The following is a 24481-nucleotide window of genomic DNA, read 5'->3' as shown; positions in this document are numbered from 1 at the left end:
ACATCAGACAGTCCCCTGAACTAGACTGCACATAAGGCAGCATCAGGGACGTGACATGTCGGATATACGCAACGGGTACGCGACGGGCCCGATGGGCGAAGCGCCCGCAAGCTGGATTGATTTCGCACCCGCGCTGGCGCTGCTGCTGGCGGGGATCGTGGCGCTGGCTGTGGCGACGCTGGTCGCATCCCCGGTTCAGGGCCAATATCTGGTGCTGGCACCGGGGGCAGGGGGCGGACAGCTGACCGACCTTGTTTATCGTGCGGGCGGCGGCGTAGTGGGCCTGGGCGGTCTGCCGGGCATCGCCATCGCCGCATCCGATGACCCGGATTTCCGCAGCGCAATGAAGGCGCAGGGGGCCTGGGCGGTGCTGCCGTCGTCACGGCTGCTGGGGTGCTTTACCGATGATCGGGGGGTGCGCCCGTGACCGATGAAATCCAGATCCTGCGCGAACGCTTTGGCGGCATGCTTGTCTGGCTGCTGTGGGCGCATGTGCCCGTGCTGGCGGCGGCGGCGGCATGGAACGGCGTCATGCCGGTATGGCTTGCCGTGGCCTCGGGCGGGTCGCTGGCGGCGCTGTATCACCTGACGTGGCGGCGCTTTGGCAACGTTCGCATCTCGCGCAACCTGGCGGGCATCGCGCTGATCGGGGAGCCGGCGTTTCTGCTGGTGCTTTTCGCGGGCCATCCCTGGCAGATGGACATGCATATGTATTTCTTTGCGGTCATGGCGCTGAACATCGCCTGGTTCGACCGCAGCGCGCTGGTCCTGTCGGCCACGGGCATCGCCATCCATCACCTGCTGCTGCTGTATGTCCTGCCCGTCGCCGTCTTCCCGGGCGAGGGTAATCTGGCCCGCGTCCTTCTGCATGCGACCATCGTGCTGTTTCAGATGTCGGTGCTGATCTGGGTCACCGACAAGGTCCGCACCGCCTTTGCCCGCATCCGCGTCATGAGCGACGAGCTGGTCGCCCGCAGCCTGGCGCTGGAAGAACGCAACCGCGTGGCCGAGGAATTTATCCGGACCAAAAGCATGTTCCTAGCTAATGTCAGCCATGAAATCCGCACGCCCATCAACGCGATTTTGGGCTTCAGCCACCTGTTGCAGCGCAGCGACCTGCAGCCACGCCAGCGCGATCACGTGACCAAGCTGAACAGCGCGGGCGTATCGCTGCTGCGTCAGATCAACGACATCCTTGATTTTTCCAAGAACGAATCCGGGAACCTTGAACTGGAAGCACGCGATTTCGACCTGCGGGCGGCTATCTCTGGGCAGGTGCAGCTGGTCGCCGAAAGCGCCCATGCCCGCAATCTGACCATCCGCATGCGCATCGCGGACGAAGTTCCGGTGCTGGTCGTGGGCGATGAGCTGCGTCTGAACCAGGTGATCCTGAACCTGCTGAACAACGCCATAAAGTTCACCGAGGAAGGCCGTGTCTCGATCGCCGTGCGGCTGGCGGAACGCGACGGCGACCGCATCTGCATCGAATGCGCCGTCAGCGACAGCGGCATCGGCATGACGCCCGAACAGCAGCAAAAGCTGTTCGCATCCTTCACCCAGGCCGACAGTTCGACCACGCGCCGCTTTGGCGGGACGGGGCTGGGACTGGCGATCTGTCGGCAGATCGTCGAACAGATGGGCGGCGCGATTACCGTTGAACAGCATGCCCGACATCGGCAGCGTCTTCACCTTCCGGGTGTGGCTGCTGGCCTCGGCCCAAGCGCAGGCGGTGGCGCATCCCCATGCGGCCCTGCGCGCGCTGCGCATCCTTGTGGCCGACGACAACCCCGCATCGCGCGACATCATCCAGGAACTGCTGAACCGTTGGAGGCTGACGGGCGATCTGGTGTCTTCGGGCCCCGAGGCGCTGGCCCTGCTGGAGCGCGAAGCCGTGGCCGGACGTCCCTATGATCTGGTGCTGCTGGACTGGAAGATGCCCGGTATGGACGGGTTGCAGACCGTGCGCGCCATGCGCAACAGCACGCGGCTGTCCCTGATGCCGATCACGCTGATGGTGACCGCCTATTGCATCGACGACATGATTCTGGACGAAGACCGCCAAGCCATCAGCGGCGTGCTGCGCAAGCCGTTGGACCCGCATTACCTGCTTGAGACGCTGAACCAGCTGTTCCCCGGCACCACGGGGCAGGTGATGTCATCGGCGGTGCAGGCGCCCCTGCCGGCGCTGCCGGGCGGGCTGCAGGGGCACCGGGTGCTGCTGGTCGAGGACAACCCCATCAATCAGGAAATCGCGACAGAACTGCTGTCCGATGCCGGCCTGCAGGTCGATGTCGCCAGCGATGGCATCATGGCCTGCCAGATGGTGCTGGACCGGACAAACAGCTATGCAGCGGTGCTGATGGACGTGCAGATGCCCCATATGGACGGGGTCGAGGCGACGCGCCGCATCCGCCAGACGATCGGCGCGACCAAGCTGCCGATCATCGCCCTGACCGCCCACGCCTATGACGAGGAACGCCAGCGGTGTCTGGGGGCCGGGATGAACGACCACCTGTCGAAACCCATCGATCCGGCGCTGCTGATCGCGACGCTGACGAAATGGCTGCCCGCCGTTGCACCGGTCGAAAAGCCCAAACTCGTGGCCCTGCCGAAACCGGTTACAGGCGATCTGCCCGACAGCCTGCCGCCCTTCGATCTGGCCGCCGCGCTGCACCGGATGAACGGCAAGGCGGCGCTGCTGCGGCGTCTGATCGTCGAATTCGGCCGCACCTATGACGGCATCGGCGCCTGCATGCGCGACATGATCGATCGCGGTGCCCCCGATGAGGCCAGCATCTGCGCGCATACGCTGAAAAGCGTGGCCGGCTCCCTTGGCCTGACGGGTATTCCCGATATTGCGGGCCGGATCGAAGCGGCGCTGAATCGCGGCGATGCGGCCGGGGTTCCCGACCTGATCGCGCAGCTTTCGCAGGCGCTGACCCCGGCGATCGCCGCCGCCCGCAGCCTTGATGCGCCGCATGTTGCGCCCGTGCCGATGCCGCCGGCCGCTGTCACGGCGAACACCGAACCTGCCATCGCGGCGCTGCGCGAGCAAATCCGCCGCAGCAGCCTGTCCGCGCGCAGCGGTTTTCACGCGCTGGCCGACGCGCTTGGCCTGACCGCCGAGGCACGTGCCGATCATCCGCTGATGGTCGCGCTGTCGCAGCTGGATTACACCCGCGCCGCTCTGCTGCTGGACCAGATGCAGCCCGATCCCCGCAACGACAACAAGGGGGCCGCGACATGAGCCGACCCGTCATCATGATCGTCGACGACGAGATCGCCAACATCGAAATGATGGCCGCCGTGCTGGAGGACGACTATGAGATCTGCTTTGCCAGGTCCGGTCGCGACGCGCTGCAGGTGGCGATGGACGCACGACCGGACCTGATCCTGCTGGACATCGTCATGCCGGAAATGGACGGCCATGCCGTCTGTCGCCTGCTGAAGCAGGACGCGGTTCTTTGTGCGATCCCGGTGATCTTCACCACCGGCCTCGACGAACCCGAGGACGAGGAACGCGGCTTCGAGGCGGGCGCCGTCGATTACGTCACCAAGCCCATCCAGCCGATCAAGCTGCGCAGCCGCGTCGGCAACCACATCGAGCTGAAGCGGATGCGCGATCAGCTGTCGGCGCTGGCGACAACCGATGCGCTGACCGGTCTTGGCAACCGCCGCCTGCTGGAGGAATTGTTGCAATCGCAGCTGCATCGCCTGTCGGTGCAGGGCGAATGGCTGTCCTTCATCATGCTGGATATCGATTTCTTCAAGCAGTTCAACGACCTTTACGGTCATCTTGAAGGCGACAGCTGCCTGCGCCGGGTGGCCCATGCCCTGCGTGACGCCATGCGGCGCAGCGATGACGTCTGTCTGCGCTATGGCGGCGAGGAATTCGCCTGCATCCTGCCACGCACCGACCATGACGGCGCGCTTGAGGTCGCCGAACAGATCCGGCAGGGGATCGAGGATCTGGGCATCCCCCACAAGGGGTCGGGCGTCAGCCCGGTCGTCACCATCAGCGTCGGCGTCGCCACGGGGCGCAGCGCCTCAGATCTGTCGATGGAACTGTGGATCTCGACCGCGGATGCGATGCTGTATCAAGGCAAGCGGACCGGGCGGAACCAGGTCACCGGCCATGTGATCGAACCGCCGCGCCTGCTGCAACTGCCCGACCGGACCCGCGCCGCGGGTTAGATGGCCCGACGCGCGCGGCGTCGGGCCGTTGCAATCAGACGAAATCGACCTGCGTCATCATCGGCAGTTCGGTGACGCGCGGACCGCCTGCGCGGGCGATGGCGTTGGCCAGTGCCGGACCTGCGGGCGGCACGCCCGGTTCACCCACACCTGTCGGTGCCTCGCCCGAGGCGATGACCTGAACCTCCATCGCGCCGATGTCGGAAATGCGCAGCGGTTCGTAATCGGGGAAGTTGAACTGATCGACCTCGCCCTCGGTCAGGGTGATCTGGTTGCGCATGGCATGGCCCATGCCAAAGCCGATGCCGCCTTCCATCTGGGCGCGGATCACGTCGGGATTGACCGCGATGCCGCAATCGACGGCGCAGAAGACGCGCTCGATCTTGACGGGTGCGTCCTTGCCGCCAGACACCTGCGCGATTTCCGCGACGAAGCTGCCGAAGGAATGATGCACCGCCAGCCCAAGCGCACGATCGCCGGCGTTGGACCAGTCGGCCATATCCGCCACGCGCTGCAGGACACCCGCCATGCGGGTCTGTTCGGGCGTTTCGCCGGGCAGCATCGACAGACGCAGCGCCAGCGCATCGGTCCCGGTTTCCTGCGCAATCATGTCCATCATGCTTTCCATGACATAGGCCGTGTGGGAATGGCCCACCGACCGCCACCACAAGACGCTGGTGGCCTTTTCGACATCCGACAGGCCGACCGACATCGACGGCACGGCATAGGGCGTATCCGCCACCCCCTCGACCGAGGAATTGTTGACGCCGTTCTTGACGGCCATCTGCTCCATCGCGGTGTCTTTCATGATCGACTGGCCCGCGATGCGGTGATCCCAACCGATGATGCCGCCCTGATCGTCTAGACCGACGCGAACGCGGTGGGCAAAGGCGGGACGATAGTATCCACCCTTGATGTCGTCTTCGCGGGTCCAGACCAGTTTCACCGGACGGCTGCGGTCGGTCAGCGAAAACGCCATCGCACATTCGCGGTTATAGTCCGAGGTGCCGTTGGCGCGCCGCCCGAAGGACCCGCCCGCCATGACCGTGCGGATGGCGACCTTCTCCATCGGCAGGTCCAGCACCTGCGCCAGCGTCATATGGCCGAATGTCGGGAACTGCGACCCGTCGTGCAGGATGACGCCGCCGTCGGCGGTCGGTTCGATGGTGCAGGTCAGCGGCTCCATCGGGGCATGGGCCAGCAGCGGGAAATAGAAGGTCTGGTCGATGACCTTTGCCGCCCCGTCCACGGCGGCGGCGACCTGCGCCTGATCGCCCATTGGGGCCCATGTGCTGGCGCCATCGACGGCGGCGATCAATTCGTCGCGGATCTGGTCCGAGGACCGCATTTCCGCCGCCGAATTGTCCCATTCGACCGTGATCGCGTCGCGCGCCTGAATGGCCTGCCATGTGGTGTTGGCAAAAACCGCCACGCCGGAATTATCGGGCAGGGCCTTGGCCATCGCAAAACCGGTCATGCCATCCGCACCGCTGGTATCCACCGACGCCACCGTGGCCCCCATGCGGGGTGCGTGGGCGATGACGACGACCAGCTGGCTGTCCAGCTGCATGTCCATCGCGAATTGCGCCGTGCCGTTGATCTTGGCGGGGGTGTCCTTGCGCTTGACCGCGCCTTCCTTGCCGATCAGCCGCCATTCGTCGGGTGTTCGCAGGCGCGGTTCGGCAGGGGCGGGCAGGGCGCCGGCGGCGGCGACGAAATCGGCGATGGGGGCGGATTTGCCGTCACCGGTGATCTGCCCGTCCACGATGTTCAAGCCAGCCGCATCGACGCCCCATTCGGCGGCGGCGGCGTCGATCAATACCTGACGCGCGGCGGCGCCGGCATTGCGGTATTGCAGAAAGCTGTTGGCCATGGCGGTCGAGCCGCCCGTGCCCTGCATCGGGCCAAAGGCAAGATTGTTATAGACCTGCGGGTCCGAGGGCGCGAATTCGAAGCCGATCTGGTCCATCGTCACGCCCAGTTCTTCGGCGATCAGCGTGGTCAAACCGGTCGAGGGGCCTTGGCCCATCTCGAAATGCTTGATGATGGCCGTGACGCGGCCATCGGCGTCGATGCGGACAAAGGGGTTCAGCGCGGTGGCGTCGCTGCTGGCGGCCAGCGCGCCATTCGGGCGAATGCCGACATACAGGACAGCAGCGGCGGCTGCGGCCGTGGCGATAAAGCCGCGACGGGTCATGCGGATGGTCATCTTACGCCTCCAGAATTTCGGCGGCGCGCTGGACGCCCGCGCGGATGCGTTGATAGGTGGCACAGCGGCAGGCATTGCCCCACATATGCGTGTCGATTTCTTCAGCCGTCGGCTTGAGGTTGCTGGCCAGCAGGCCCACGGCGGACATGATCTGGCCCGACTGGCAGTAGCCGCATTGCACGACGTCCAGTTCCGTCCAGGCCTGCTGCACGGCAGCGCCGACCTTATCGTCGGACATGGCCTCGATGGTGGTGATCTCGACCCCGTCCAGATCCTCGACATAGGTCTGGCAGGACCGGGTCGGTTCGCCGTCCAGATGCACGGTGCAGGCCCCGCAGGCCGCCACGCCGCAGCCGAACTTCGTGCCGGTCAGTTTCAGTTCGTCGCGGATCACCCACAACAGAGGGGTGCCGTCTTCGGCCTCGACCTTGACGGTCTTTCCGTTCAAGCGCAATTCACGCATGTCTTTATCCTCTGTGCGGTGATCCTGGGGCAAAGGCAGTCCTTGGCCGCATTCCAGCGCGCAGTGTGCCACAGGGCCATGCGTTTGAACATGGGTGCCCGTTTTTCTGCGTCTATCAGGCGCGGTTCGGGCCTGCGTTGATGTTTTTCGCGCTTTGCCGGTTGACTCTGGCGTGGTGACGGATAAAAGGCGGCTTCATTAAGAATTCCACGGGGTTTGCGGCGCGCGATTGCCCCGAAGCAGGAGCGATACACATGGCGAAGCCGACCACCATCAAGATCCGGCTGAACTCGACCGCCGGCACTGGCCACTTCTACGTGACCAAGAAGAACGCCCGCACGATGACGGAAAAAATGACCGTGCGTAAGTACGATCCCGTCGTTCGTCAGCATGTCGAATACAAGGAAGGCAAGATCAAGTAAGATCTGCTTTTCAGACCGTTTCGAAATGGGTCGCGTCCGCAAGGATCGCGGCCCTTTTCGCATCTGCAGGCAGGGGCCGGTTGAAAATGCTTGCGGCGGTGCTTTTGTTGCATCCGATCACGGGCGGGCAGCGTTGCCTTGTCTGTTCCCCGCATCCGGATTACGACCATGACGATGACCCTGCCTGTCTCAGCCGCCGCCGACTGCCCCGTGAAATCGCTGCTGGCCCGCCCCGGCGGGTCGCTGGCGATGCTGATAGACGCCAAGGGCGGGTTCCCGCGGCGGCCGGGCGCGATGATGGCCCTGTGGCCGGATGGGGCACGCGTGGGACGCCTTGGCGCGGGCTGCATCGATGCCGATATCGCCGCGCATCTGGACCGGACCGAGCCTGTGACCCATCTGACATATGGCGAGGGGGGGCCGATTGATCTGCCGCTGCCCTGCGGTGGGCAGGTCAGGATCGCACTGATCCATGCGCCCTGTGCCGATTGGCTGTCCTCGATCTGGGACGACCGGATCCGGCGGCGCACGGGGCATTGGCACGTCGATCTGCAGACCGGCAAGCCGCAGCGTGATGCACAGGGAGAGGGCTTCCAGCTGACCCTGCCGCCGCCGCCCGCCTTCCAGATCCACGGTGAGGGCGATGAGGCGATGGCCCTGACCCAGCTGGTCGCCGCCTTGGGCTTCCCGACCTTGGGGACCGAAGCCAAACCCGATGCCCATAGCGCCGTTGTCACCCTGTTCCACGATCATGACCGGGAAATGCCCGCCTTGAAACGTGCGCTGGCATCCGAGGCCTTCTACGTCGGTGCCTTGGGGTCGCGACGTGCGCAGAACGCCCGCCTGCAGTCCCTGACGCTGGAGGGGGTCGCGCCCGAAGATCTGGACCGGATGCGTGGCCCCATCGGCGTTGTTGCACGGGGCCGCGATCCGCGCTTGATCGCCGCATCGACCCTGACCGAGGTTCTTTCGGAATACGAGGTCCGTTTCGGATGATCCGCACCGGCCTGCTGTTGGCCGCGGGCGCATCCCGACGTTTCGGACCCGAAGACAAGCTGCTGGCCGGATATCGCGGGCGGCCTCTGGTGTCATATGCCGCCGATGCCATGCGCGCCGCTGATCTGGACGATCGCGTTGCCGTCGTCACCAACGACGCCGTCGCAGCACATCTGCAGGGCTTTCGCATCATCCGGATCGAACAGGGTCAGCAATCGGACAGTTTGCGGGCCGGATTGGCCGCCGTCGGCGACCCTGACCGTCTGTTGATCGCGCTTGCCGACATGCCCCTTGTCACGACCGCGCATCTGGATGCCGTGCTGAAATTGGCGCGGGACGATGCCATCGCTGCCAGTCACGACGGATCGACCGCGCTTCCCCCCGCCTGCTTTCCGCGGTCTAAGCTGCCTGCACTTGCAACGCTCAAAGGCGACCAAGGCGCTGGCCGCCTTTTGCGTGATCTGCCGCAGGACGCCTTCGTGCATGCGCCCGACCTGCTGATCGATATCGATACCCGCCACGATCTGACCAACTGACGCCACAAGGGCGCGAGGGCAGGGGGTCCGGGGGATGCCAAATCCCCCTGCCGTCGCGGGACGCAGATCAGCCCAGCACTTCGGCAAGCGCCTCGGTGGTGACGTTGACGATCTGATCGGCCTCGGCTTCGGTCAGGCACAGGGGCGGGGCAAAGCCCAGGATGTCGCCTTGGGGCATGGCACGGGCGATGACGCCGCGCTTCAGCATGGCGGCCACGACTTTGGCGCCTTTGCCTTCGGACGGGTCAAAGAATTTGCGGTTGTCGCGATCCGCGACCAGTTCCACCGCGCACAACATGCCTTCGCCGCGAACCTCGCCGACATGGGCGTGATCGCCGATGGCCGCTTGCATGCGCTGGTTCAGATAGGCGCCGGTCTTGCCGGCGTTCTCGACCAGGCCCAGCTCGTCGATCAGCTTCAGGTTGGCAACGCCCGCCGCCGCCCCGATGGGGTGCGCTGAATAGGTCCAGCCGTGGCCCAGCACGCCGTTTTCGTCGGTGCCGCGCGACAGCACGTCCCACATCTTCTGCCCGACGATCGATGCCGACAGGGGCGCATAGGCGCTGGTCAGACCCTTTGCGCTGGTGATCAGGTCGGGCTTCATGCCGTAATGGTCGGAGCCGAACATCGTGCCCAGACGACCGAAGCCGGTGACGACCTCATCCGCGATCAGCAGGATGTCGTGCTTGTCCAGAACCTTTTGAATCGCCTGCCAATAACCCGCGGGGGGCGGAACGATGCCGCCGGTGCCCAGAACGGGTTCACCGATGAAGGCAGCGATGTTGTCGGCACCCTCAGCCTCGATCAGCGCCTCCAGCTTGTCAACGCAATAGCCGACGAAATCGCCCTCGGACATCGACGCATCGGGGCGGCGGAAGTAATAGGGCGCCTCGGTGTGGATCACATGCTCCAGCGGCAGGTCGAACTTCTTGTGGAACAGCTCCAGCCCCGTCAGCGAACCGGTGACCAGACCCGATCCGTGGTACCCGCGCCAGCGGCTGATGATCTTCTTCTTCTTCGGGCGGCCAAGGATGTTGTTGTAATACCAAACCAGCTTGATGTTGGTTTCATTCGCATCCGATCCGCCAAGGCCGAAATAGACGCGGGCCATGCCTTCGGGGGCGCGGTCCATGACCATCTTCGCCAGCGTAATCGAGGTTTCCGACCCGTGCCCGGCATAGGCGTGATAATAGGCCAGCTCATGCGCCTGCTTGGCGATGGCTTCGGAAATCTGCGTGCGGCCATAGCCGACGTTCACGCAGTAAAGCCCCGCGAAACCGTCCAGCAGGCGGTTGCCGTCGCGGTCCTGAATGAAGACGCCCTCACCACCGGTGATGATGCGTTGGGGGGCCTCGCCGCGTTCGAATTGCCCCAGATGGGTCGAGGGGTGGAAAAAGCTCTCGCGGTCCCATTTGGCCAGTTCATCATTGGTCAGCATATCGGATTTCCTTTCATCCCCAGTCGCGGCAGACATATTTGATCTCGGTAAAGGCCTCGAGGCCCTGACGGGCGCCTTCGCGGCCCAGACCGGATTGCTTCATTCCCCCGAAGGGGATCGGCGCGCCCGTGACCTTGGTGCGGTTCACGGCGACCATGCCGTATTGCAACGCCCGCGTCAGGCGATAGATCCGCCGCGGGTCCTGGCTGTGGACATATGCCACCAGCCCGTATTCAGAGGCATTGGCGCGTTCGATGACTTCCTCCTCGGTGTCGAAGACCGACAGGGCGGCGACGGGCCCAAAGGTTTCTTCATGCATGATCGCCGCTTCGTCGGTGACATCGGCCAGCACGGTCGGCTGGAAGAACAGCGGCCCCAGATCGTCATCGACCTTGCCCCCGCACAGAAGCCGCGCCCCCTTGGACAGGGCGTCCTGCACATGGGCCACCTGCTTGTCGATCTGGCGGTCATGGATCAGCGGGCCGATATCGGGGTCATCCATGCCGTGACCCATGGTCAAAGCCTGCGTGGCTTTGGTGAAACGCGCGCAGAAATCATCATAAACGTCGCGGTGAATATAGAACCGGTTCGCCCCAAGGCAGTCCTGCCCGGATGTGGCGAACTTGGCCTTCACGGCCTCGGTCACGGCGCGGTCCAGATCGGCGCTTGGGAAAACGATGAAGGGGGCGTGTCCGCCAAGCTCCATCACCAGACGCTTCACGGTGTCGGCGGATTGACGATAGAGCAATCGGCCAACTTCGGTGGAACCCGTAAAGGACAGCGCCCGCACGCGTTTGTCGGCGGTCCATTCGCCAACGATGGTCGCGGCATCGCCGATGATGGTGTTGACGACACCTGCGGGGAAACCGGCCCGTTCAGCCAGCACCGCCAGCGCCAGCGCCGAAAGCGGCGTTTCGGCGGATGGGTGGATGACCACCGTGCAGCCCGCGCCTAATGCGGCGGCGGCCTTGCGGGTGATCATGGCGCAGGGGAAGTTCCACGGCGTGATGAGGGCGGCGACGCCCACGGGTTCGCGCCACAGTTCCATTTCCGCATCGGCCAGATGGCTGGTGACGCCTTCGATGTTGGGGCGCAGGGCTTCCTCGGCATAGAACTGCACGAAGCTGGCGGCATAGTCGATCTCGCCTCGTGCTTCGCTGATAGGTTTGCCCTGTTCGGCGACCATGATGCGCGACAGGTCTTCCTTGGCGGCCAGGATCAGCCCGTGCCAGCGATGCAGGATCGCGGCGCGGTCCTGGGGCAGGGTGGCGGACCAATCGGCAAAGGCGGCCTGGGCGGCATCGACGGCGGCCTTCGCGCCGTTCGCATCGCTGATGGCGACCTGCGCCACCAGATCGCCGGTGGCGGGGTCACGCACGGCCAGACGTCCTTCGGCGGGGAAATCGCCCGCGGCAGGCAGCAGTCCCGCATCGTCAAGACGTTCGGACAGTCGGCTTTGATCGTCAAACATGGCGCACCTCCTTGGCTTGGCGCCAATGTGACGTGGACCGCGTAGGTGATTTCCCTGAAGATCAGGGGCAGGGCAGAGGATTCCTCGCGCCAGCGATGCCGTGCCAGAGGATTTCCTCCGGTTACGGCAGCAGGGCGGTGGCGGGGGGCATGTCCTTGACCGGCTTGGTCACGATATAGCTGAAATAACGCCGCACACCCGCGCGACTTTCCAGCAGCCCGTCCATCATGTCCTGAAACGCCGCGACATCGCTGGCCACCACCTGCATCAGGTAATCATAGCCGCCGCCGATGGCCCAGCAGCCGGTCACCTGATCCATCCGCGCGATCACGCGTTCGAAGGTCTGGAAGCTTTCGGCGCGGTGGCTGTCCAGTTCCACCGTCACGAAGACCTGCACATGCTTGCCAAGGGCCGCAAGGCTGATATCGGCGCGATATCCGCGGATCAGCCCGGCCTTTTCCAACCGCTGCATCCGGTCCCAGCAGGGCGTGGGCGACAGGTTCACCCGCGCGGCAAGGGCGGTCTTGGCAATGCGGCCTTCGCGCGACAGCACCGCAAGGATTGCGATGTCGCGGTCATCAAGGCGCAGTTCAGGGCGTGCTGGGGTCATGGGACGGTTCTTTCCGCGCCTTTGGCGATTGTCAATCTGGACAAGTGGCGCCGGGACGGCAATCCTGCATCCATGTCCCATTGGCCACTTAGAAAACAAGACATTACCCGCCCCGCATATCGCAGTCTGGCACAGGGCATCGCCGCCGCCATCGATGCGGGCAGCCTGCAACCCGGACAGCGGCTGCCGCCGCACCGTGATCTGGCATGGCAATTGGGCGTCAGCGTTCAGACCGTCAGCCGCGCGTATGAGGAACTGATCCGCGCCGACCTGATCTCGGGCGAGGTGGGGCGCGGCAGCTTTGTCAGGTCGGGCCCGCGCGACACCATCGAGGTGCCGTGGTTCCGCGCGCCGACCCAGCATCCGCCGATCGATCTGTCGATGATGACGCCGGTGCGCCTGCCCGCCATCGCTGAGGCGTGGCGCGACAGCCTGATCCGGCTGGCCGACCGGCTGCCGGACCCCGTGATGCTGTCGTTCCGCCCGCGCCAAACCATGTCGCTTTATGGCGGGATGGCGGCGGGCTGGCTGGCGCGCTGCGGTATGGTGGTGCCGGCGCAGCGCATCCTGATCACCAACGGCACGACGCCCGCGATGTTCGTGGCGCTGATGACGGTGGCGCAGCCGGGCGACATCATCGCGACTGAAAGCTCGACCTGCCACACGCTCAAGCCTGCGGCCAAGCATTTGCATCTGCGGCTGCGCGGGATCGCGGGCGACGATCGCGGCATGGATCCGGACGCGCTGATCGCCGCCGCCGCGGCATCGGGGGGGCGGATGAAGGCGGTCTTTCTGTTGCCGGCAGGCGGCGGCCCCTTTGCCCGCATCATCGACCGCGACCGCCGCGCCGAACTGGCCGAGGCCGCAGCCACCGCCGGTCTGATGATCCTGGAAAGCGATCCGACCGGTCCCATACCCCTGCGCCGACCCGCCCCCATCGCCAGCATCGCGCCGGACCGCAGCTTCTATTTCACCGGGCTGTCCAAATGCCTGTCGCCGGGTCTGCGCCTTGGCTTTCTTGCAATGCCTGAAAATTGGGCAGAGGCCGCGCTGAACCGCCATCTGTCGATGAACTGGATGGCGACGCCCCTGATGGCCGAGATCGCGCAGGACTGGATCGCCGGCGGCACCGCCGATGCGCTGCTGTCGGCGCAGCGGGTCGAACTGGCGGCACGCAACCGGATGATGCAGCGCAGTCTGGGACCGATGGCGCAGGGCTTTCAGCACGGGTTGCACCGCTTTTTGCCGCTTCCGGCGGGCACGGATGAGGCTGCGGTGGTCGCCGCGGCGCTGGCGCGACAGGTGGCCGTGGCGCCGGGGTCGGGCTTTGCGGTGCTGCCATCCGGGCCGGGGCTGCGCATCTCGGTCGGGGGGGCGACCAGCGACGAATTGGACCGCGCGCTGCGACAGATTTGTGCAATCCTGCCCGGCGGTTCCTTCGCCCAAGGCACGATCGACGGGCAGCCGGTTTGACACCCCGGCCCGGAATTGTCATGATTTAATATAGAAATTGACTTGGAAATCGCTTGAGCCGAACTCTCGGCGCAAGCCAGGTGGGGCAAATTAGCCCGAATCCTGCAACTTTGAGGCAGCGGGGCCGTTGGCCCACGATTGTCCACCACAGGAGGTACCATGACCATCAAGACATTGACGACCGCCAGCATTGCAGCCCTTGTTCTGGGAAGCGGCGCCGCCATGGCCGATACATGGCGCTATGCGTTCGAAGAGGCGCTGGACGAGGTTCAGGGCGTCTATGCCCAGAAATTCAAGGAAGAGGTCGAGGCCAATTCCGACCATGAGGTCCAGCTGTTCCCCTTCGGCACGCTTGGCGAAAGCGACAACATCATGGAGCAGACCCAATCTGGCATTCTGCAGTTCGTGAACCAGTCGCCCGGCTTTACCGGATCGCTGATCCCCGAAGCGCAGGTCTTCTTCGTGCCCTATCTGCTGCCTCAGGATGAAGAAACGCTGGCGACCTTCTTCCGCGACAGCAAGGCCATCAACGAGATCTTCCCCGAGCTTTATGCCGAACAGGGTCTGGAACTGCTGAAGATGTACCCCGAGGGCGAGGTCATGCTGACCACCAAAGAGCCCGTCGAAGGTCCCGACGATTTGGGCGACGTCAAGGTCCGCGTCATGACCAACCCGCTGCTGGTCGAAAGCTACAAGGCCTTCGGCGCGACGCCCACCCCGCTGCCATGGGGCGAGGTTTATGGCGGTCTGCAGACTGGCATCATCGACGGTCAGGAAAACCCGGCCTTCTTCATCGAATCCACACGCATGTATGAGGTCACCGATTACATCACGCGCCTTGGCCACAACAACTTCACCACGGCGCTGATGGCCAATCAGGAATTCTTCGACGGCCTGTCGGAAGAGGATCAGAAAGTGGTTCGCGATGCCGCCGCGACGGCATTCGACACCATCATCGAATATCAGCAAGGTTTGACCGACAAGTCGTTGGAAATGATCAAGGAAGCCAAGCCCGAGATCACCGTGACCGAACTGTCCGAAGAACAGCGTGCACCTTTCCGCGACACCGCCGGTCAGGTCGAGGAGACCTTCCTGGAAATCGGTGGTCCGCGCGCGCAGGAACTGCTGGACCAGATGAAGGCCGATCTTGAAGCCGCAGGCGCCAAATAAGACCCGCGCCACCGTTCCGGCCCCCGTTGCGGGGCCGGACCGCTTTTGACGACCCAACGCGGTTTATCGGCAGGACAAGCAGCCATGCAGGCCAAGACGACCCCCCCCGAACCGGATCCCGACGTTCTGGCCGCAGCCGAAATGCCGGTGCTTGACGACGATATCGACAATTCACAATATGATTCCGGACTGCCCGGCCCCTTGGGCCATGTCGATGCCGCCATCGCGCGGATCGAGGCGATCCTGCTGGCCCTCGGCGTGCTGCTGATGGCCCTGAACACGGTCGCCAATGTGGTGGGCCGCTATGTCTTTGGACAATCCCTCTATTTCTCGGAAGAGGTGAACCAGGCGCTGATCGTGCTGATCACCTTCTCGGGCATTTCCTATGCCGCACGCCACGGGCGGCACATCCGCATGTCGGCCTTTTTCGACGCGCTGCCGCCCAAGGGCCGCAAGATCGCCATGGCGCTGATCGCGGGTCTGACCGGCGCGCTGATGCTGCTGCTGGCGTGGTTCGCGCTGACCTATGTTATCACGCAGGCAGGGCGCGGCAGGGTGCTGCCCGCGCTGCAGATCCCCAACTGGTGGATACTGGTCTGGGCGCCCTTGGGCTTTTTCCTGACCGGCCTGCAGTATGTTCTGACGGCCCTGAAGAACATCACCGACCCGGGCATCTGGCTGTCCACAAGCACGCGCGACGGATATTCCGACGCCCCCTCCGACGCTATGGATGAAAAGGCCCAGGATCAATGACAGCAGCAATTCTTGGGACCATGGTCGTCCTTCTTCTGTTGGGTTTCCCGATGATGGTTCCGCTGATCATCGGATCGATGGTCGGTTTCGTGGGGCTGTTCGGCGGGCTAGGCCAATTGGAGACGCTGGTCCAGCAGGTCATCGCGGGCATCCAGCCCGCCAGCCTTGTGGCCGTGCCGATGTTCATCTTTGCCGCCGATCTGATGACACGCGGCCAATCGGCGGAACGTCTGATCGATCTGGTCATGGCCTTTCTGGGCCATGTCAAAGGCGGCTTGGCCATTTCGACCGCCGGTGCCTGCACGATGTTCGGCGCGGTGTCGGGGTCCACGCAAGCCACGGTGGTCGCCGTCGGCGGGCCGCTGCGCCCGCGCCTGCTGAAGGCGGGCTACAGCGACAGCTTTTCGCTGGCCCTGATCATCAACGCATCCGACATCGCCTTCCTGATCCCGCCCTCGATCGGCATGATCATCTATGGCGTCGTGTCGGGCACCTCGATTTCGGAACTGTTCATCGCGGGTATCGGGCCGGGGCTGCTGATCCTTCTGCTGTTCTCGATCTATGCCTATATCTATGCCGTTCGCCACAACGTCCCGACCGAGGAACCGGCCACATGGCCCGAGCGCTTCCGCGCCGTGCGCCGCGCGCTGTGGCCCCTAGGCTTTCCGGTCATCATCATCGGCGGCATCTATGGTGGCGTCTTTTCACCGACCGAAGCCGCGGCCGCCTGCGTGCTTTACGCCCTGCTGCTGGAGTTGGTCGTCTTTCGCGAGTTGAGCCTGAAGCAGCTTTACGCCACCGCCAAATCCACCGGCCTGATCACCGCGGTCGTCTTCATTCTGGTCGGTGCGGGCACGGCCTTCAGCTATGTCATCAGCTTTGCACAGATCCCGCAGGCGATCCTTGGCGGGATCGGCATCGACGGGATGGGGCCTTACGGGGTGCTGTTCACGATCTCGATCGCCTTCTTCATCGGCTGCATGTTCGTCGACCCGATCGTGGTCATCCTGATCCTTGTGCCGATCTTTTCACCGGTGGTGCAATCGGTTGGTCTGGACCCGGTGCTGGTCGGCACGATCATTACCCTGCAGGTGGCCATCGGCAGTGCCACACCTCCCTTCGGCTGCGATATCTTCACGGCCATCGCGGTCTTCAAGCGTCCCTATCTTGACGTGATCCGCGGCACGCCACCCTTCATCGCGATCCTGCTGTCAGTGGCCGTGGCGATGATCTTCTTCCCGCAGATCGCCCTGTTCCTGCGTGATCTGGCCTTCGCCAAAGGGGGTGCATGATGGCATTGCGCCGTTTCGGTCTGGTGGCCCTTGCCACCGACATGACGATCGAGGGCGACGCCGCGCGCCTGATGCCATGGGGGACGCAGCTGCATGTGACCCGCATCGCCTTCGACAACCCCACGACCGAGGAGAACCTGCGCAACACCGGCCCCCGCCTGCGGGCGGCGGCGGATCTGTTGGTGCCGGGGGTCGATCTGGCGGCCATCGGGTTCGGCTGCACGTCCGCTTCGGCGGTGCTGGGGCCGGGGATCGGTGATTTGGTCGGCGACCGCGCGCCGCTGGTGACGCCGACATCCGCCGCGCTGCGCGGGTTTGCGGCGCTTGGGGTGACGCGGCTGGCGCTGATGACGCCCTATTTGGCGGCGACGACCGATCTGGTGGGCGACTATTTTCAGGAACACGGCATCGACGTGGTGCGCCGCAGTTCGATGAACCATGCCGACGACCGTGACATGGCGGTGCTGGAGGCTGACGCGATCATGCAGATGGCGCTGGCCAGCGATCATCCCGACGCGCAGGCGCTGTTCATGTCCTGCACCGCGTTGCCCGCTGTCGGTCTGATCGACCGGATCGAGGCCGCCTTGGGCAAGCCCGTTGTCACCTCGAACCAGTCGCTGTTCTGGGCGATGCTGGATCAGGCGCAGATCCCCGCCGCAGGGCCGGGGGCATTGTTCCGGTGCCGGACGTGGTGACGCTGGACGACATCATGGCGGCCCGCGACCGGATCGGCGATCAGGTACGGATCACGCCGTTCCAGCCTTCGGCATCGCTGTCGCAGATTGCGGGCGGGCCGGTCTGGCTGAAATGCGAATACCGGCAGGCGACAGGGGCCTTCAAGCTGCGCGGGGCGACCAATGCGGTCGCGCGTGTGGGGAAGGTCGCCGGGGTCACGACGGCCTCGACCGGAAACCACGGGCGGGCGCTGGCCCATGCGGCGCGGGCCAAGGGCATCCCTGCCATCATCTGCATGTCGCGCCTTGTGCCGCAGAACAAGCTGGACGCCATCACCGAACTGGGCGCCGAGGCCCGCATCATCGGCGACAGCCAGGACGAGGCGTTTCTGGAAGCGATCCGCCTGCAACGCGACGAAGGTTTCGCCCTGATTCCGCCCTTCGATCATTCCGATGTCATCGCGGGGCAGGGCACCCTTGGGCTGGAAATTCTGGACCAGATCCCCGATGCCGCCACCATCGCCATTCCCCTCTCGGGTGGCGGTCTGCTGGCCGGTGTCGCGGCGGCGGCCAAGGCGCTGCGCCCCGACATCCGCATCGTGGGCATCAGCATGGAGCGTGGCGCGGCCATGGCCGCCAGCCTCGATGTCGGCCACCCCATCGAGATCCCCGAACTGCCGACGCTGGCCGACAGCCTTGGCGGTGGCATCGGGCTGAAGAACCGCCTGACCTTCGCGATGGTCCGCGACCTGATGGACGATCTTATCCTGCTGACCGAGGATCAGATCGCCGATGGTCTCCGCCATCTGGCCCGCGACGGCCATATGATCGAAGGCGCCGCCGCCGTGGGTGCGGGCGCCGTCCTGTCGGGTCGGTTGCGCGCCGATTACGGTCCGCTAGTGCTGATCCTGTCGGGCGAAAACATCGACCCTCTCCGCCACGCCGAGATCATGAAGGGCACCCCATGACGGATATTCTGGTCCTGACCGAACAGCAGCTGCGCCAGCGCATCCATCTGGACCGGACCATCATTGATATCGTGGAACAGGCCTTTCGCGGTCTGGCCGAAGGCGGCGTCGTCATGCCGCCGGTCCTGTCCATGCATCTGCCCGACGTCAACGGAGAGGTGGACATCAAGACCGCCTATGTGCCGGGGCTGGCGGGCTTCGCGGTCAAGATATCGCCGGGCTTCTTCGACAACCCGGCGCGCGGGCTGCCCTCGACCAGCGGCATGATGGCAGTGCTGGATGCGCAGACGGGGCGGGTGCGGGCGGTGCTGCTGGACAACGGCTATCTGACCGATATCCGCACGGCGGCGGCGGGGGGCGTGGCCGCGCGCCATCTGGCGCGGGCCGATGCCACCCGTGCTGCGATCTTTGGCGCGGGCCTGCAGGCGCGGTTGCAGCTGCAGGCGCTGCGGTTGGTGCGTCCCATCGACCGTGCGGTCATTTGGGCACGCGACGCCGCCCGCGCGCAGGCGCTGGCCGCCGAACTGGACAGCCCCGATCTGCGCGTCCATGCCACCGCCGATCCGGCCGAGGCGGCGGGTTTTGCCGATATCGTCGTCACCACCACCCCGGCGACCGAACCGATCTTCCGCGCCGCATGGTTGCGCCCCGGCATGCATGTGACCGCCATGGGCAGCGACCAGCCCGGAAAGAACGAGCTGGACCCGCATTGTCTGGACCGTGCCGATCTCTATGTCGCCGACCGCGCCAGCCAGACCCGCCTGATGGGCGAATTGCGCGCCGCATTCGAGGCGAAAACCTATGACGTCGATGCCCGCGTCCCCGAGCTGGGACAGATCATCGCCCAAACCCATCCCGGCCGCACCGACGCCCATCAGATCACCATCTGCGATCTGACCGGCACCGGCGCGCAGGATACCGCGATTGCCACCCACGCGCTTGCCGCGTTTTCGAAAGACACGTGAATGCCAGAACTGCAAAGGACACCGGAACGCTTCTCGACCGCGGAATACGAGGAGCGTTTGCGCAAGACCCGCGCCAGCATGGAAAAGCTGGGGCTGGACATGCTGATCGTCAGCGACCCGTCCAACATGGCGTGGCTGACCGGCTATGACGGCTGGTCGTTCTATGTCCACCAATGCGTGATCGTCGGCCCGACCGGCGCGCCGATCTGGTTCGGACGCGGGCAGGATGCTCAAGGCGCCCTGCGCACCGTCTGGATGAGCGATGACCACATCATCGGCTATCCCGACCACTACGTCCAATCGGTCGACCGTCACCCGATGGATTATCTGTGGGCGCAGTTGGCCGACCGCGGCTGGCACACCGGCTTTATCGGCGTCGAGATGGACAACTATTGGTACACCGCCAAGGCCCATCAGCGCCTGTGCGCGGGCCTGCCGGATGCGCAGATCCTTGATGCCACGGGGCTGGTGAACTGGCAGCGCGCGATCAAGACGCCCAAGGAGCTGGCCTATATGCGCAAGGCCGCGCGCATCGTCGAACGCATGCACCGCCGCATCGCCGACCGGATCGAGGTCGGCATGCGCAAATGCGATCTGGTGGCGGAAATCTATGACGCGGGGCTGCGCTATGACGAATGGTCCCAGCATGGCGGCGATTATCCAGCCATCGTGCCGCTGCTGCCCTCGGGTCCCGACGCCGCCGCGCCCCATCTGACTTGGGACGACCAGCCGATGAAGCTGGACGAGGGCACCTTCTTCGAAATCGCCGGCTGCTATCAGCGCTATCATGTGCCGCTGTCGCGCACGATCTTCCTTGGCACCCCGCCGCAGGAGATGCTGGACGCCGAAAAAGCCGTGCTGGAGGGGATGGAGGCTGGTCTTTCCGCCGCCACCGCGGGCAACACCTGTGAAGATATCGCCAATGCCTTCTTCACGGTTCTGGACCGTTACGGCATCGTCAAGGACAACCGCACCGGTTACCCGATCGGCCTGTCCTATCCGCCCGACTGGGGCGAACGCACCATGTCGCTGCGTCGTGGTGACCGCACGGAACTGAAGCCCGGCATGACCTTCCACTTCATGACCGGTCTGTGGATGGACAACTGGGGATACGAGACGACGGAATCCATCGTCATCACCGAACGTGAACCGGAACTGTTCTGCAACATCCCGCGCCGCATGCTGGTCAAGACATGACGCATCCCATCGTTCCAACCATCCCGCTGGACGGCATGGGCAAGCATCACGGCTTCCTGCGCCTGCCTTACAGCCGCAACGACAGCGCATGGGGCAGTGTAATGATCCCCATCACCGTCATCGCCAATGGCAAAGGTCCGACGGCGCTGCTGACGGGGGGCAATCATGGCGATGAATACGAAGGCCCCATCGCATTGCAACAGCTGGCATGGGATCTGGACCCTGCCGACATCACGGGGCGCGTCATCATCGCGCCCTATATGAACTATCCGGCGTTCCGGGCGGGCACGCGGGTCAGCCCGATCGATCAGGTGAACCTGAACCGTGCTTTTCCCGGCGACCCGAAAGGCAGCGTCAGCCAGAAGATCGCCAGTTATTTCAACGACGTGCTGGTGCCTTTGGCGGATGTCGTGCTGGACTATCATTCGGGCGGCAAGACGCTGGATTTCCTGCCCTATGCGGCGGCTCATTATCTGGACGACAAGTCCCAACAGGCGGCCTGCGTGGCGGGGGTCAAGGCTTTCGGCGCGCCCTATTCGATGATGATGCTGGAGATCGACGCGGTCGGCATGTTCGACACTTCGGTCGAAACTCAGGGCAAGACCTTTGTCACGACCGAACTGGGCGGCGGGGGCACGGCCACTGCCCGCAGCGCGCAGATCGCCATCGACGGGGCGCGCAACCTGTTGCGTCATGCGGGCATTCTGGCGGGCGAGGTTCCGCAGGTGGACAGCGTTTGGCTGGACATGCCGGGGGACGACTGTTTCCACTTTGCCACCCGCGACGGGCTGATGCAGCCATTGGCCGATCTGGGCGATGCGGTGACGGCGGGCCAGCCCATCGCGCAGATCTGGGCACCAGACCGCACCGGGGTGGAACCCGTGGTCATCACCGCCAACCGCGACGGGGTGATCGCTGCGCGGCATTTCCCCGGCTTGATCCAGACCGGCGATTGCGCCGCCGTGATCGCCGTGGTGGGGGCCTAGCGCCCCCGCCCGCCGAACAGCCGCGACACGATCGGTGCCAGCAGGATCACGATCAGGATCCGCAGGATGTGATGGCTGACGACATAGGCCAGATCGGCGCCTGCGATGATGGCGATGATGACCATCTCAGCCTGACCACCGGGCAGAAAGGCCAGGAAGGCGTCCAGCGCGGGGGCCAGATGCATCAGGTGGATCGCCTCTAGGAAGATCAGGCTGATGATTGCAAGGATCACCGCATAGACCAGCCCCGCCGTTACATCGACGCGCAATTCGCGGGCGGTTATCCCTGCGTATTTCGCCCCGACGGCGATGCCGATGAAGAATTGTGCGGCTTGGATGATCTCGGCTGGCGGGCGGCTCTGGATGATGCCGGACAGCGACAGTGCGGCGGTCAGGATCATCGGCCCAAGGATGGATGCGCCGAACAGGCCCAGCCGTTCGCCGCCCTTCCAGCCGACGATGCCGGCCACCATCATCAACGCGATCTGCCACCACGGCAGCGATGACATCGGCGCGCCGGGGGGCTGGGACAGGTCGACCTGCCAGTAGAGCGTCATGATCAGCGGCGCGACGGTGACGATGACCAGAATGCGGGTTGCGTGGATCAGCGACAGGGCGCGGATGTCGCCACCAGCCTCCTCGCCGAAGACCAGCATGTCCTGAAGGCCGCCGGGCATGGCGGCATACCATGCGGTGGGGTGGTCGAAGCCGAAGACAAACCGCAGCAGCGGGTAACCCACCATGGCAATCAACCCGATGAACAGCGGCACCATGGCCAGCGAACCGGCAATCTCGGGCAGGCCCGACAGCACTTGCGGCGTGATGGATGCGCCCACCGCGACGCCCAGAAAGGTCCGCATGAAGATGCCGAACTGGCCCGCGCCCTGCATGCGTGCGCCGCTCAGCGCCACGATCAGACAACCCAGCATCGGCCCCAGCAACCACGGCAGCGGCAGGCCCAGCAGAAGAAACAGCGCGGCCCCCGCAAGGCCCGCACCGAAGGTCAGGATGCGTGGTCTAGTCAAGGGCAAGCTCTTCCAGCAGGGCGGCGTATTGGGCGCCGTGCATGTCGCGGTCATGGACCGATCCCTGCACGACGGGTCGCGGCAGGCTGAATTTGATGACACGCAGATCGGGGATGTCGAAGCGTTTCAGCCCGTCGGGTGACACCCCGTAAAGCCGCGCCACGTCATCGGTCTGCAACTGCGCGGTCAGCCGGTCAAAGACGTCAGGCTTGTCGCAAAAAATATCGATGGTCACCCAGAACGGTCCGGCATTCTTGGACCGCACTTTCAGGACAAGATCGCCAAGGGTCATGGGGTCACCTTAGTCACGGTCAGGCGGAAGGCCGACATGGGATCATCCAGCGCCATCACATGGTTCAGCGCGAATTCGTAAAGCGCGCCGCGATCGGTGGTGGCGGGGGAATAGGGGAAGGCGAAGGTCGGCAGTTCCTCGTCGTCGGTCAGCGGGTAATGCAGGACGAAGGGATTGATCAGCTTGCCGATTTCGGACGCCTGCGCTTGATCGCGGGCGGTGACGATGCCAAGGACGCCGACCTCGACCGGATTGCCTTTGCGGTTCTCCAAGGTGCCAAGGGTCGCGTCGACGCCCATCAGGCGGAACTGGATATCATAGTCATCCTGCGACAGCCCCATGCGGGTGGCGATCTCGGCGTGCAGGAAACCGGTCAGACGGTCCACCCAGGCTTGGGCGTTTTCGACGTAATGAGCGTTGCGCAGCACGGCGATGATGGTGGTCTGGTAACCGGCGATGCGCGCGCCCTCCAGTTTCACGGTATAGGGGCCGGGGACCCATTTCGACCCCTCGACCCGGACGCGGCGGGCATCCAGCGCGGTATAGCGTGCGCCGGTCACGTCCAGATATCCGCCCGGTTCATACAGACAAAACGGGTCCGAATTTTCATACAGCATATGCGCCGACACCGAATGCGGCGTGCAGAACGCCCCATCCGCCAGCGGCTGGACGGTAAAGCCCGTGTCGTCGAAATCGACCATGATCACGCCCGAGGTCGGGTTCGTCGAACACAACGCCCCGCATTCCGCGATCTTGGCACCATGCCAAGCCGCCCCCGCCGCATCGCCCCGCGCAAGGGGAAGGGCGGCGATGGTGGCGGTGTCGGTCGTGCGGCCCGCAATGACGATATCGGCCCCCGTCGCCAGCGCCGCCTGCATCTGTTCGACACCGGCGAGGGCCACGATATTGGTCAGGCCATCCAGCGTGAAATCGGGGGCGGGGGTCAGGGGGGTGACGCGGCCCGCGGCATGGGCGGTGGCGACACGCTCGGCGGGTTGGTCGGAATAGATGCGGACCACGGTCAGCGACTGGCCCAGTTCGCTGGCCAGTTCGGTGGTGATGTCGAACATCCAGTCCACCGTGGTGTCGGTGCCGCAGGTGCCCGCCGTGCCGATGACCAAGGGCACGCCCAGTTCGGCACGCGCCTGCATCAGGCTGCGCCATTCGGATTTGGTGGCGGCGCGGGAATATTTGGACAGCCCCGCGCCGAGGCTGAAGGGCCCACTGTCTGTGGACCCTCCGTCGATGCAGATGATGTCAGGGGACATGGCGACGCCTTTGGCCAAGGCGGCGCGGTCAAAGCCCAGCCCCAGGACGCCCGAGGGCACCAGAACGCGTGTTGTCATG

Annotated in this window: 24 protein-coding genes; 16 read left to right on the top strand and 8 right to left on the bottom strand. The window is 64.7% G+C overall.

Annotation, left to right across the window (positions count from 1 at the left end):
- The first annotated feature begins 55 nt into the window (after positions 1 to 55).
- The 4 genes from SJY40_RS07820 to SJY40_RS07805 are packed head-to-tail and all read left to right on the top strand — an operon-like array spanning position 56 to position 4194.
- Entirely contained in the window at positions 56 to 427 is a 372-nt protein-coding gene (locus SJY40_RS07820) for a hypothetical protein (RefSeq protein WP_378944690.1), read from the top strand.
- On the top strand, positions 424 to 1911 hold the full coding sequence (locus SJY40_RS07815; RefSeq protein ID WP_378944687.1) for an ATP-binding protein: 1488 nt from the start codon (positions 424 to 426) through the stop codon (positions 1909 to 1911). Before SJY40_RS07820 ends, SJY40_RS07815 begins: the two co-directional genes overlap by 4 nt.
- Entirely contained in the window at positions 1802 to 3247 is a 1446-nt protein-coding gene (locus SJY40_RS07810) for a response regulator (protein ID WP_378948318.1), read from the top strand. The genes SJY40_RS07815 and SJY40_RS07810 overlap by 110 nt, the downstream gene beginning before the upstream one ends.
- Complete coding sequence (locus SJY40_RS07805) at positions 3244 to 4194, top strand: diguanylate cyclase (RefSeq protein ID WP_378944684.1); 951 nt, start codon at positions 3244 to 3246, stop codon at positions 4192 to 4194. The genes SJY40_RS07810 and SJY40_RS07805 overlap by 4 nt, the downstream gene beginning before the upstream one ends.
- A 34-nt stretch (positions 4195 to 4228) precedes the next feature.
- Here SJY40_RS07805 and SJY40_RS07800 read toward each other — a convergent pair whose 3' ends face one another.
- Positions 4229 to 6403: a molybdopterin cofactor-binding domain-containing protein gene (locus SJY40_RS07800; RefSeq protein WP_378944681.1), complete on the bottom strand. Its 2175-nt coding sequence runs from the start codon at positions 6401 to 6403 to the stop codon at positions 4229 to 4231.
- Between the two features lies 1 nt (position 6404).
- Positions 6405 to 6866 (bottom strand): (2Fe-2S)-binding protein, encoded by a 462-nt coding sequence (locus tag SJY40_RS07795; protein ID WP_378944678.1) that lies wholly within the window; start codon positions 6864 to 6866, stop codon positions 6405 to 6407.
- 254 nt (positions 6867 to 7120) lie between these two features.
- Here SJY40_RS07795 and rpmG point away from each other — a divergent pair, with 254 nt between their 5' ends.
- The 3 genes from rpmG (at position 7121) to SJY40_RS07780 (ending at position 8820) form a co-directional block, all read left to right on the top strand.
- Positions 7121 to 7288: a 50S ribosomal protein L33 gene (gene rpmG, locus SJY40_RS07790; RefSeq protein WP_022707377.1), complete on the top strand. Its 168-nt coding sequence runs from the start codon at positions 7121 to 7123 to the stop codon at positions 7286 to 7288.
- A gap of 168 nt (positions 7289 to 7456) precedes the next feature.
- The gene (locus tag SJY40_RS07785; RefSeq protein WP_378944676.1) at positions 7457 to 8284 is read left to right on the top strand and encodes an XdhC family protein; all 828 of its coding nucleotides are present in this window, start codon (positions 7457 to 7459) and stop codon (positions 8282 to 8284) included.
- On the top strand, positions 8281 to 8820 hold the full coding sequence (locus SJY40_RS07780) for an NTP transferase domain-containing protein (protein WP_378944673.1): 540 nt from the start codon (positions 8281 to 8283) through the stop codon (positions 8818 to 8820). Before SJY40_RS07785 ends, SJY40_RS07780 begins: the two co-directional genes overlap by 4 nt.
- 67 nt (positions 8821 to 8887) lie before the next feature.
- Here the strand turns inward: SJY40_RS07780 and SJY40_RS07775 are convergent, their stop codons facing one another.
- From SJY40_RS07775 to SJY40_RS07765, 3 genes are all read right to left on the bottom strand, one after another.
- Complete coding sequence (locus SJY40_RS07775) at positions 8888 to 10258, bottom strand: aspartate aminotransferase family protein (RefSeq protein WP_378944670.1); 1371 nt, start codon at positions 10256 to 10258, stop codon at positions 8888 to 8890.
- Positions 10259 to 10271: 13 nt separating this feature from the next.
- Entirely contained in the window at positions 10272 to 11729 is a 1458-nt protein-coding gene (locus SJY40_RS07770; protein WP_378944667.1) for an NAD-dependent succinate-semialdehyde dehydrogenase, read from the bottom strand.
- A 121-nt stretch (positions 11730 to 11850) separates the two neighbouring features.
- Positions 11851 to 12339 (bottom strand): Lrp/AsnC family transcriptional regulator, encoded by a 489-nt coding sequence (locus SJY40_RS07765; RefSeq protein ID WP_378944664.1) that lies wholly within the window; start codon positions 12337 to 12339, stop codon positions 11851 to 11853.
- Positions 12340 to 12411: 72 nt separating this feature from the next.
- Between SJY40_RS07765 and SJY40_RS07760 the strand changes: the two genes are divergently transcribed.
- From SJY40_RS07760 to doeB, 9 genes are all read left to right on the top strand, one after another.
- Complete coding sequence (locus SJY40_RS07760) at positions 12412 to 13812, top strand: PLP-dependent aminotransferase family protein (RefSeq protein WP_378944661.1); 1401 nt, start codon at positions 12412 to 12414, stop codon at positions 13810 to 13812.
- 159 nt (positions 13813 to 13971) lie between these two features.
- Complete coding sequence (gene dctP, locus SJY40_RS07755) at positions 13972 to 14982, top strand: TRAP transporter substrate-binding protein DctP (protein WP_378944659.1); 1011 nt, start codon at positions 13972 to 13974, stop codon at positions 14980 to 14982.
- Between the two features lie 141 nt (positions 14983 to 15123).
- On the top strand, positions 15124 to 15735 hold the full coding sequence (locus SJY40_RS07750; protein WP_378948316.1) for a TRAP transporter small permease: 612 nt from the start codon (positions 15124 to 15126) through the stop codon (positions 15733 to 15735).
- On the top strand, positions 15732 to 17027 hold the full coding sequence (locus SJY40_RS07745; RefSeq protein ID WP_378944656.1) for a TRAP transporter large permease: 1296 nt from the start codon (positions 15732 to 15734) through the stop codon (positions 17025 to 17027). Before SJY40_RS07750 ends, SJY40_RS07745 begins: the two co-directional genes overlap by 4 nt.
- Positions 17027 to 17722, top strand: a complete 696-nt coding sequence (locus SJY40_RS07740; RefSeq protein ID WP_378944654.1) for an ectoine utilization protein EutA — start codon at positions 17027 to 17029, stop codon at positions 17720 to 17722. Before SJY40_RS07745 ends, SJY40_RS07740 begins: the two co-directional genes overlap by 1 nt.
- Positions 17707 to 18669: a hydroxyectoine utilization dehydratase EutB gene (gene eutB / locus SJY40_RS07735; protein ID WP_378944652.1), complete on the top strand. Its 963-nt coding sequence runs from the start codon at positions 17707 to 17709 to the stop codon at positions 18667 to 18669. The genes SJY40_RS07740 and eutB overlap by 16 nt, the downstream gene beginning before the upstream one ends.
- Entirely contained in the window at positions 18666 to 19634 is a 969-nt protein-coding gene (locus SJY40_RS07730; RefSeq protein WP_378944649.1) for a cyclodeaminase, read from the top strand. Before eutB ends, SJY40_RS07730 begins: the two co-directional genes overlap by 4 nt.
- Positions 19635 to 20831 (top strand): ectoine hydrolase DoeA, encoded by a 1197-nt coding sequence (doeA, locus tag SJY40_RS07725; protein ID WP_378944646.1) that lies wholly within the window; start codon positions 19635 to 19637, stop codon positions 20829 to 20831. It begins immediately after the preceding gene.
- Entirely contained in the window at positions 20828 to 21817 is a 990-nt protein-coding gene (doeB, locus tag SJY40_RS07720; RefSeq protein WP_378944643.1) for a N(2)-acetyl-L-2,4-diaminobutanoate deacetylase DoeB, read from the top strand. The genes doeA and doeB overlap by 4 nt, the downstream gene beginning before the upstream one ends.
- Here the strand turns inward: doeB and SJY40_RS07715 are convergent.
- From SJY40_RS07715 to SJY40_RS07705, 3 genes are read right to left on the bottom strand one after another with little or no spacing between them, the layout of a single operon-like run.
- Positions 21814 to 22842, bottom strand: a complete 1029-nt coding sequence (locus tag SJY40_RS07715) for an AbrB family transcriptional regulator (protein ID WP_378944640.1) — start codon at positions 22840 to 22842, stop codon at positions 21814 to 21816. The two genes, doeB and SJY40_RS07715, sit on opposite strands and share 4 nt — an antisense overlap.
- The gene (locus SJY40_RS07710) at positions 22835 to 23134 is read right to left on the bottom strand and encodes a DUF4387 family protein (RefSeq protein ID WP_378944637.1); all 300 of its coding nucleotides are present in this window, start codon (positions 23132 to 23134) and stop codon (positions 22835 to 22837) included. Before SJY40_RS07710 ends, SJY40_RS07715 begins: the two co-directional genes overlap by 8 nt.
- The gene (locus SJY40_RS07705; RefSeq protein WP_378944634.1) at positions 23131 to 24480 is read right to left on the bottom strand and encodes an acyclic terpene utilization AtuA family protein; all 1350 of its coding nucleotides are present in this window, start codon (positions 24478 to 24480) and stop codon (positions 23131 to 23133) included. The genes SJY40_RS07710 and SJY40_RS07705 overlap by 4 nt, the downstream gene beginning before the upstream one ends.
- Position 24481 lies beyond the last annotated feature (1 nt).

It is taken from the genome of Paracoccus sp. R86501, assembly GCF_042466435.1.
Classification (GTDB): domain Bacteria; phylum Pseudomonadota; class Alphaproteobacteria; order Rhodobacterales; family Rhodobacteraceae; genus Paracoccus.
Note: the sequence above shows the minus strand (reverse complement) of the source record. Positions and strands in the feature narration are given on the sequence as shown.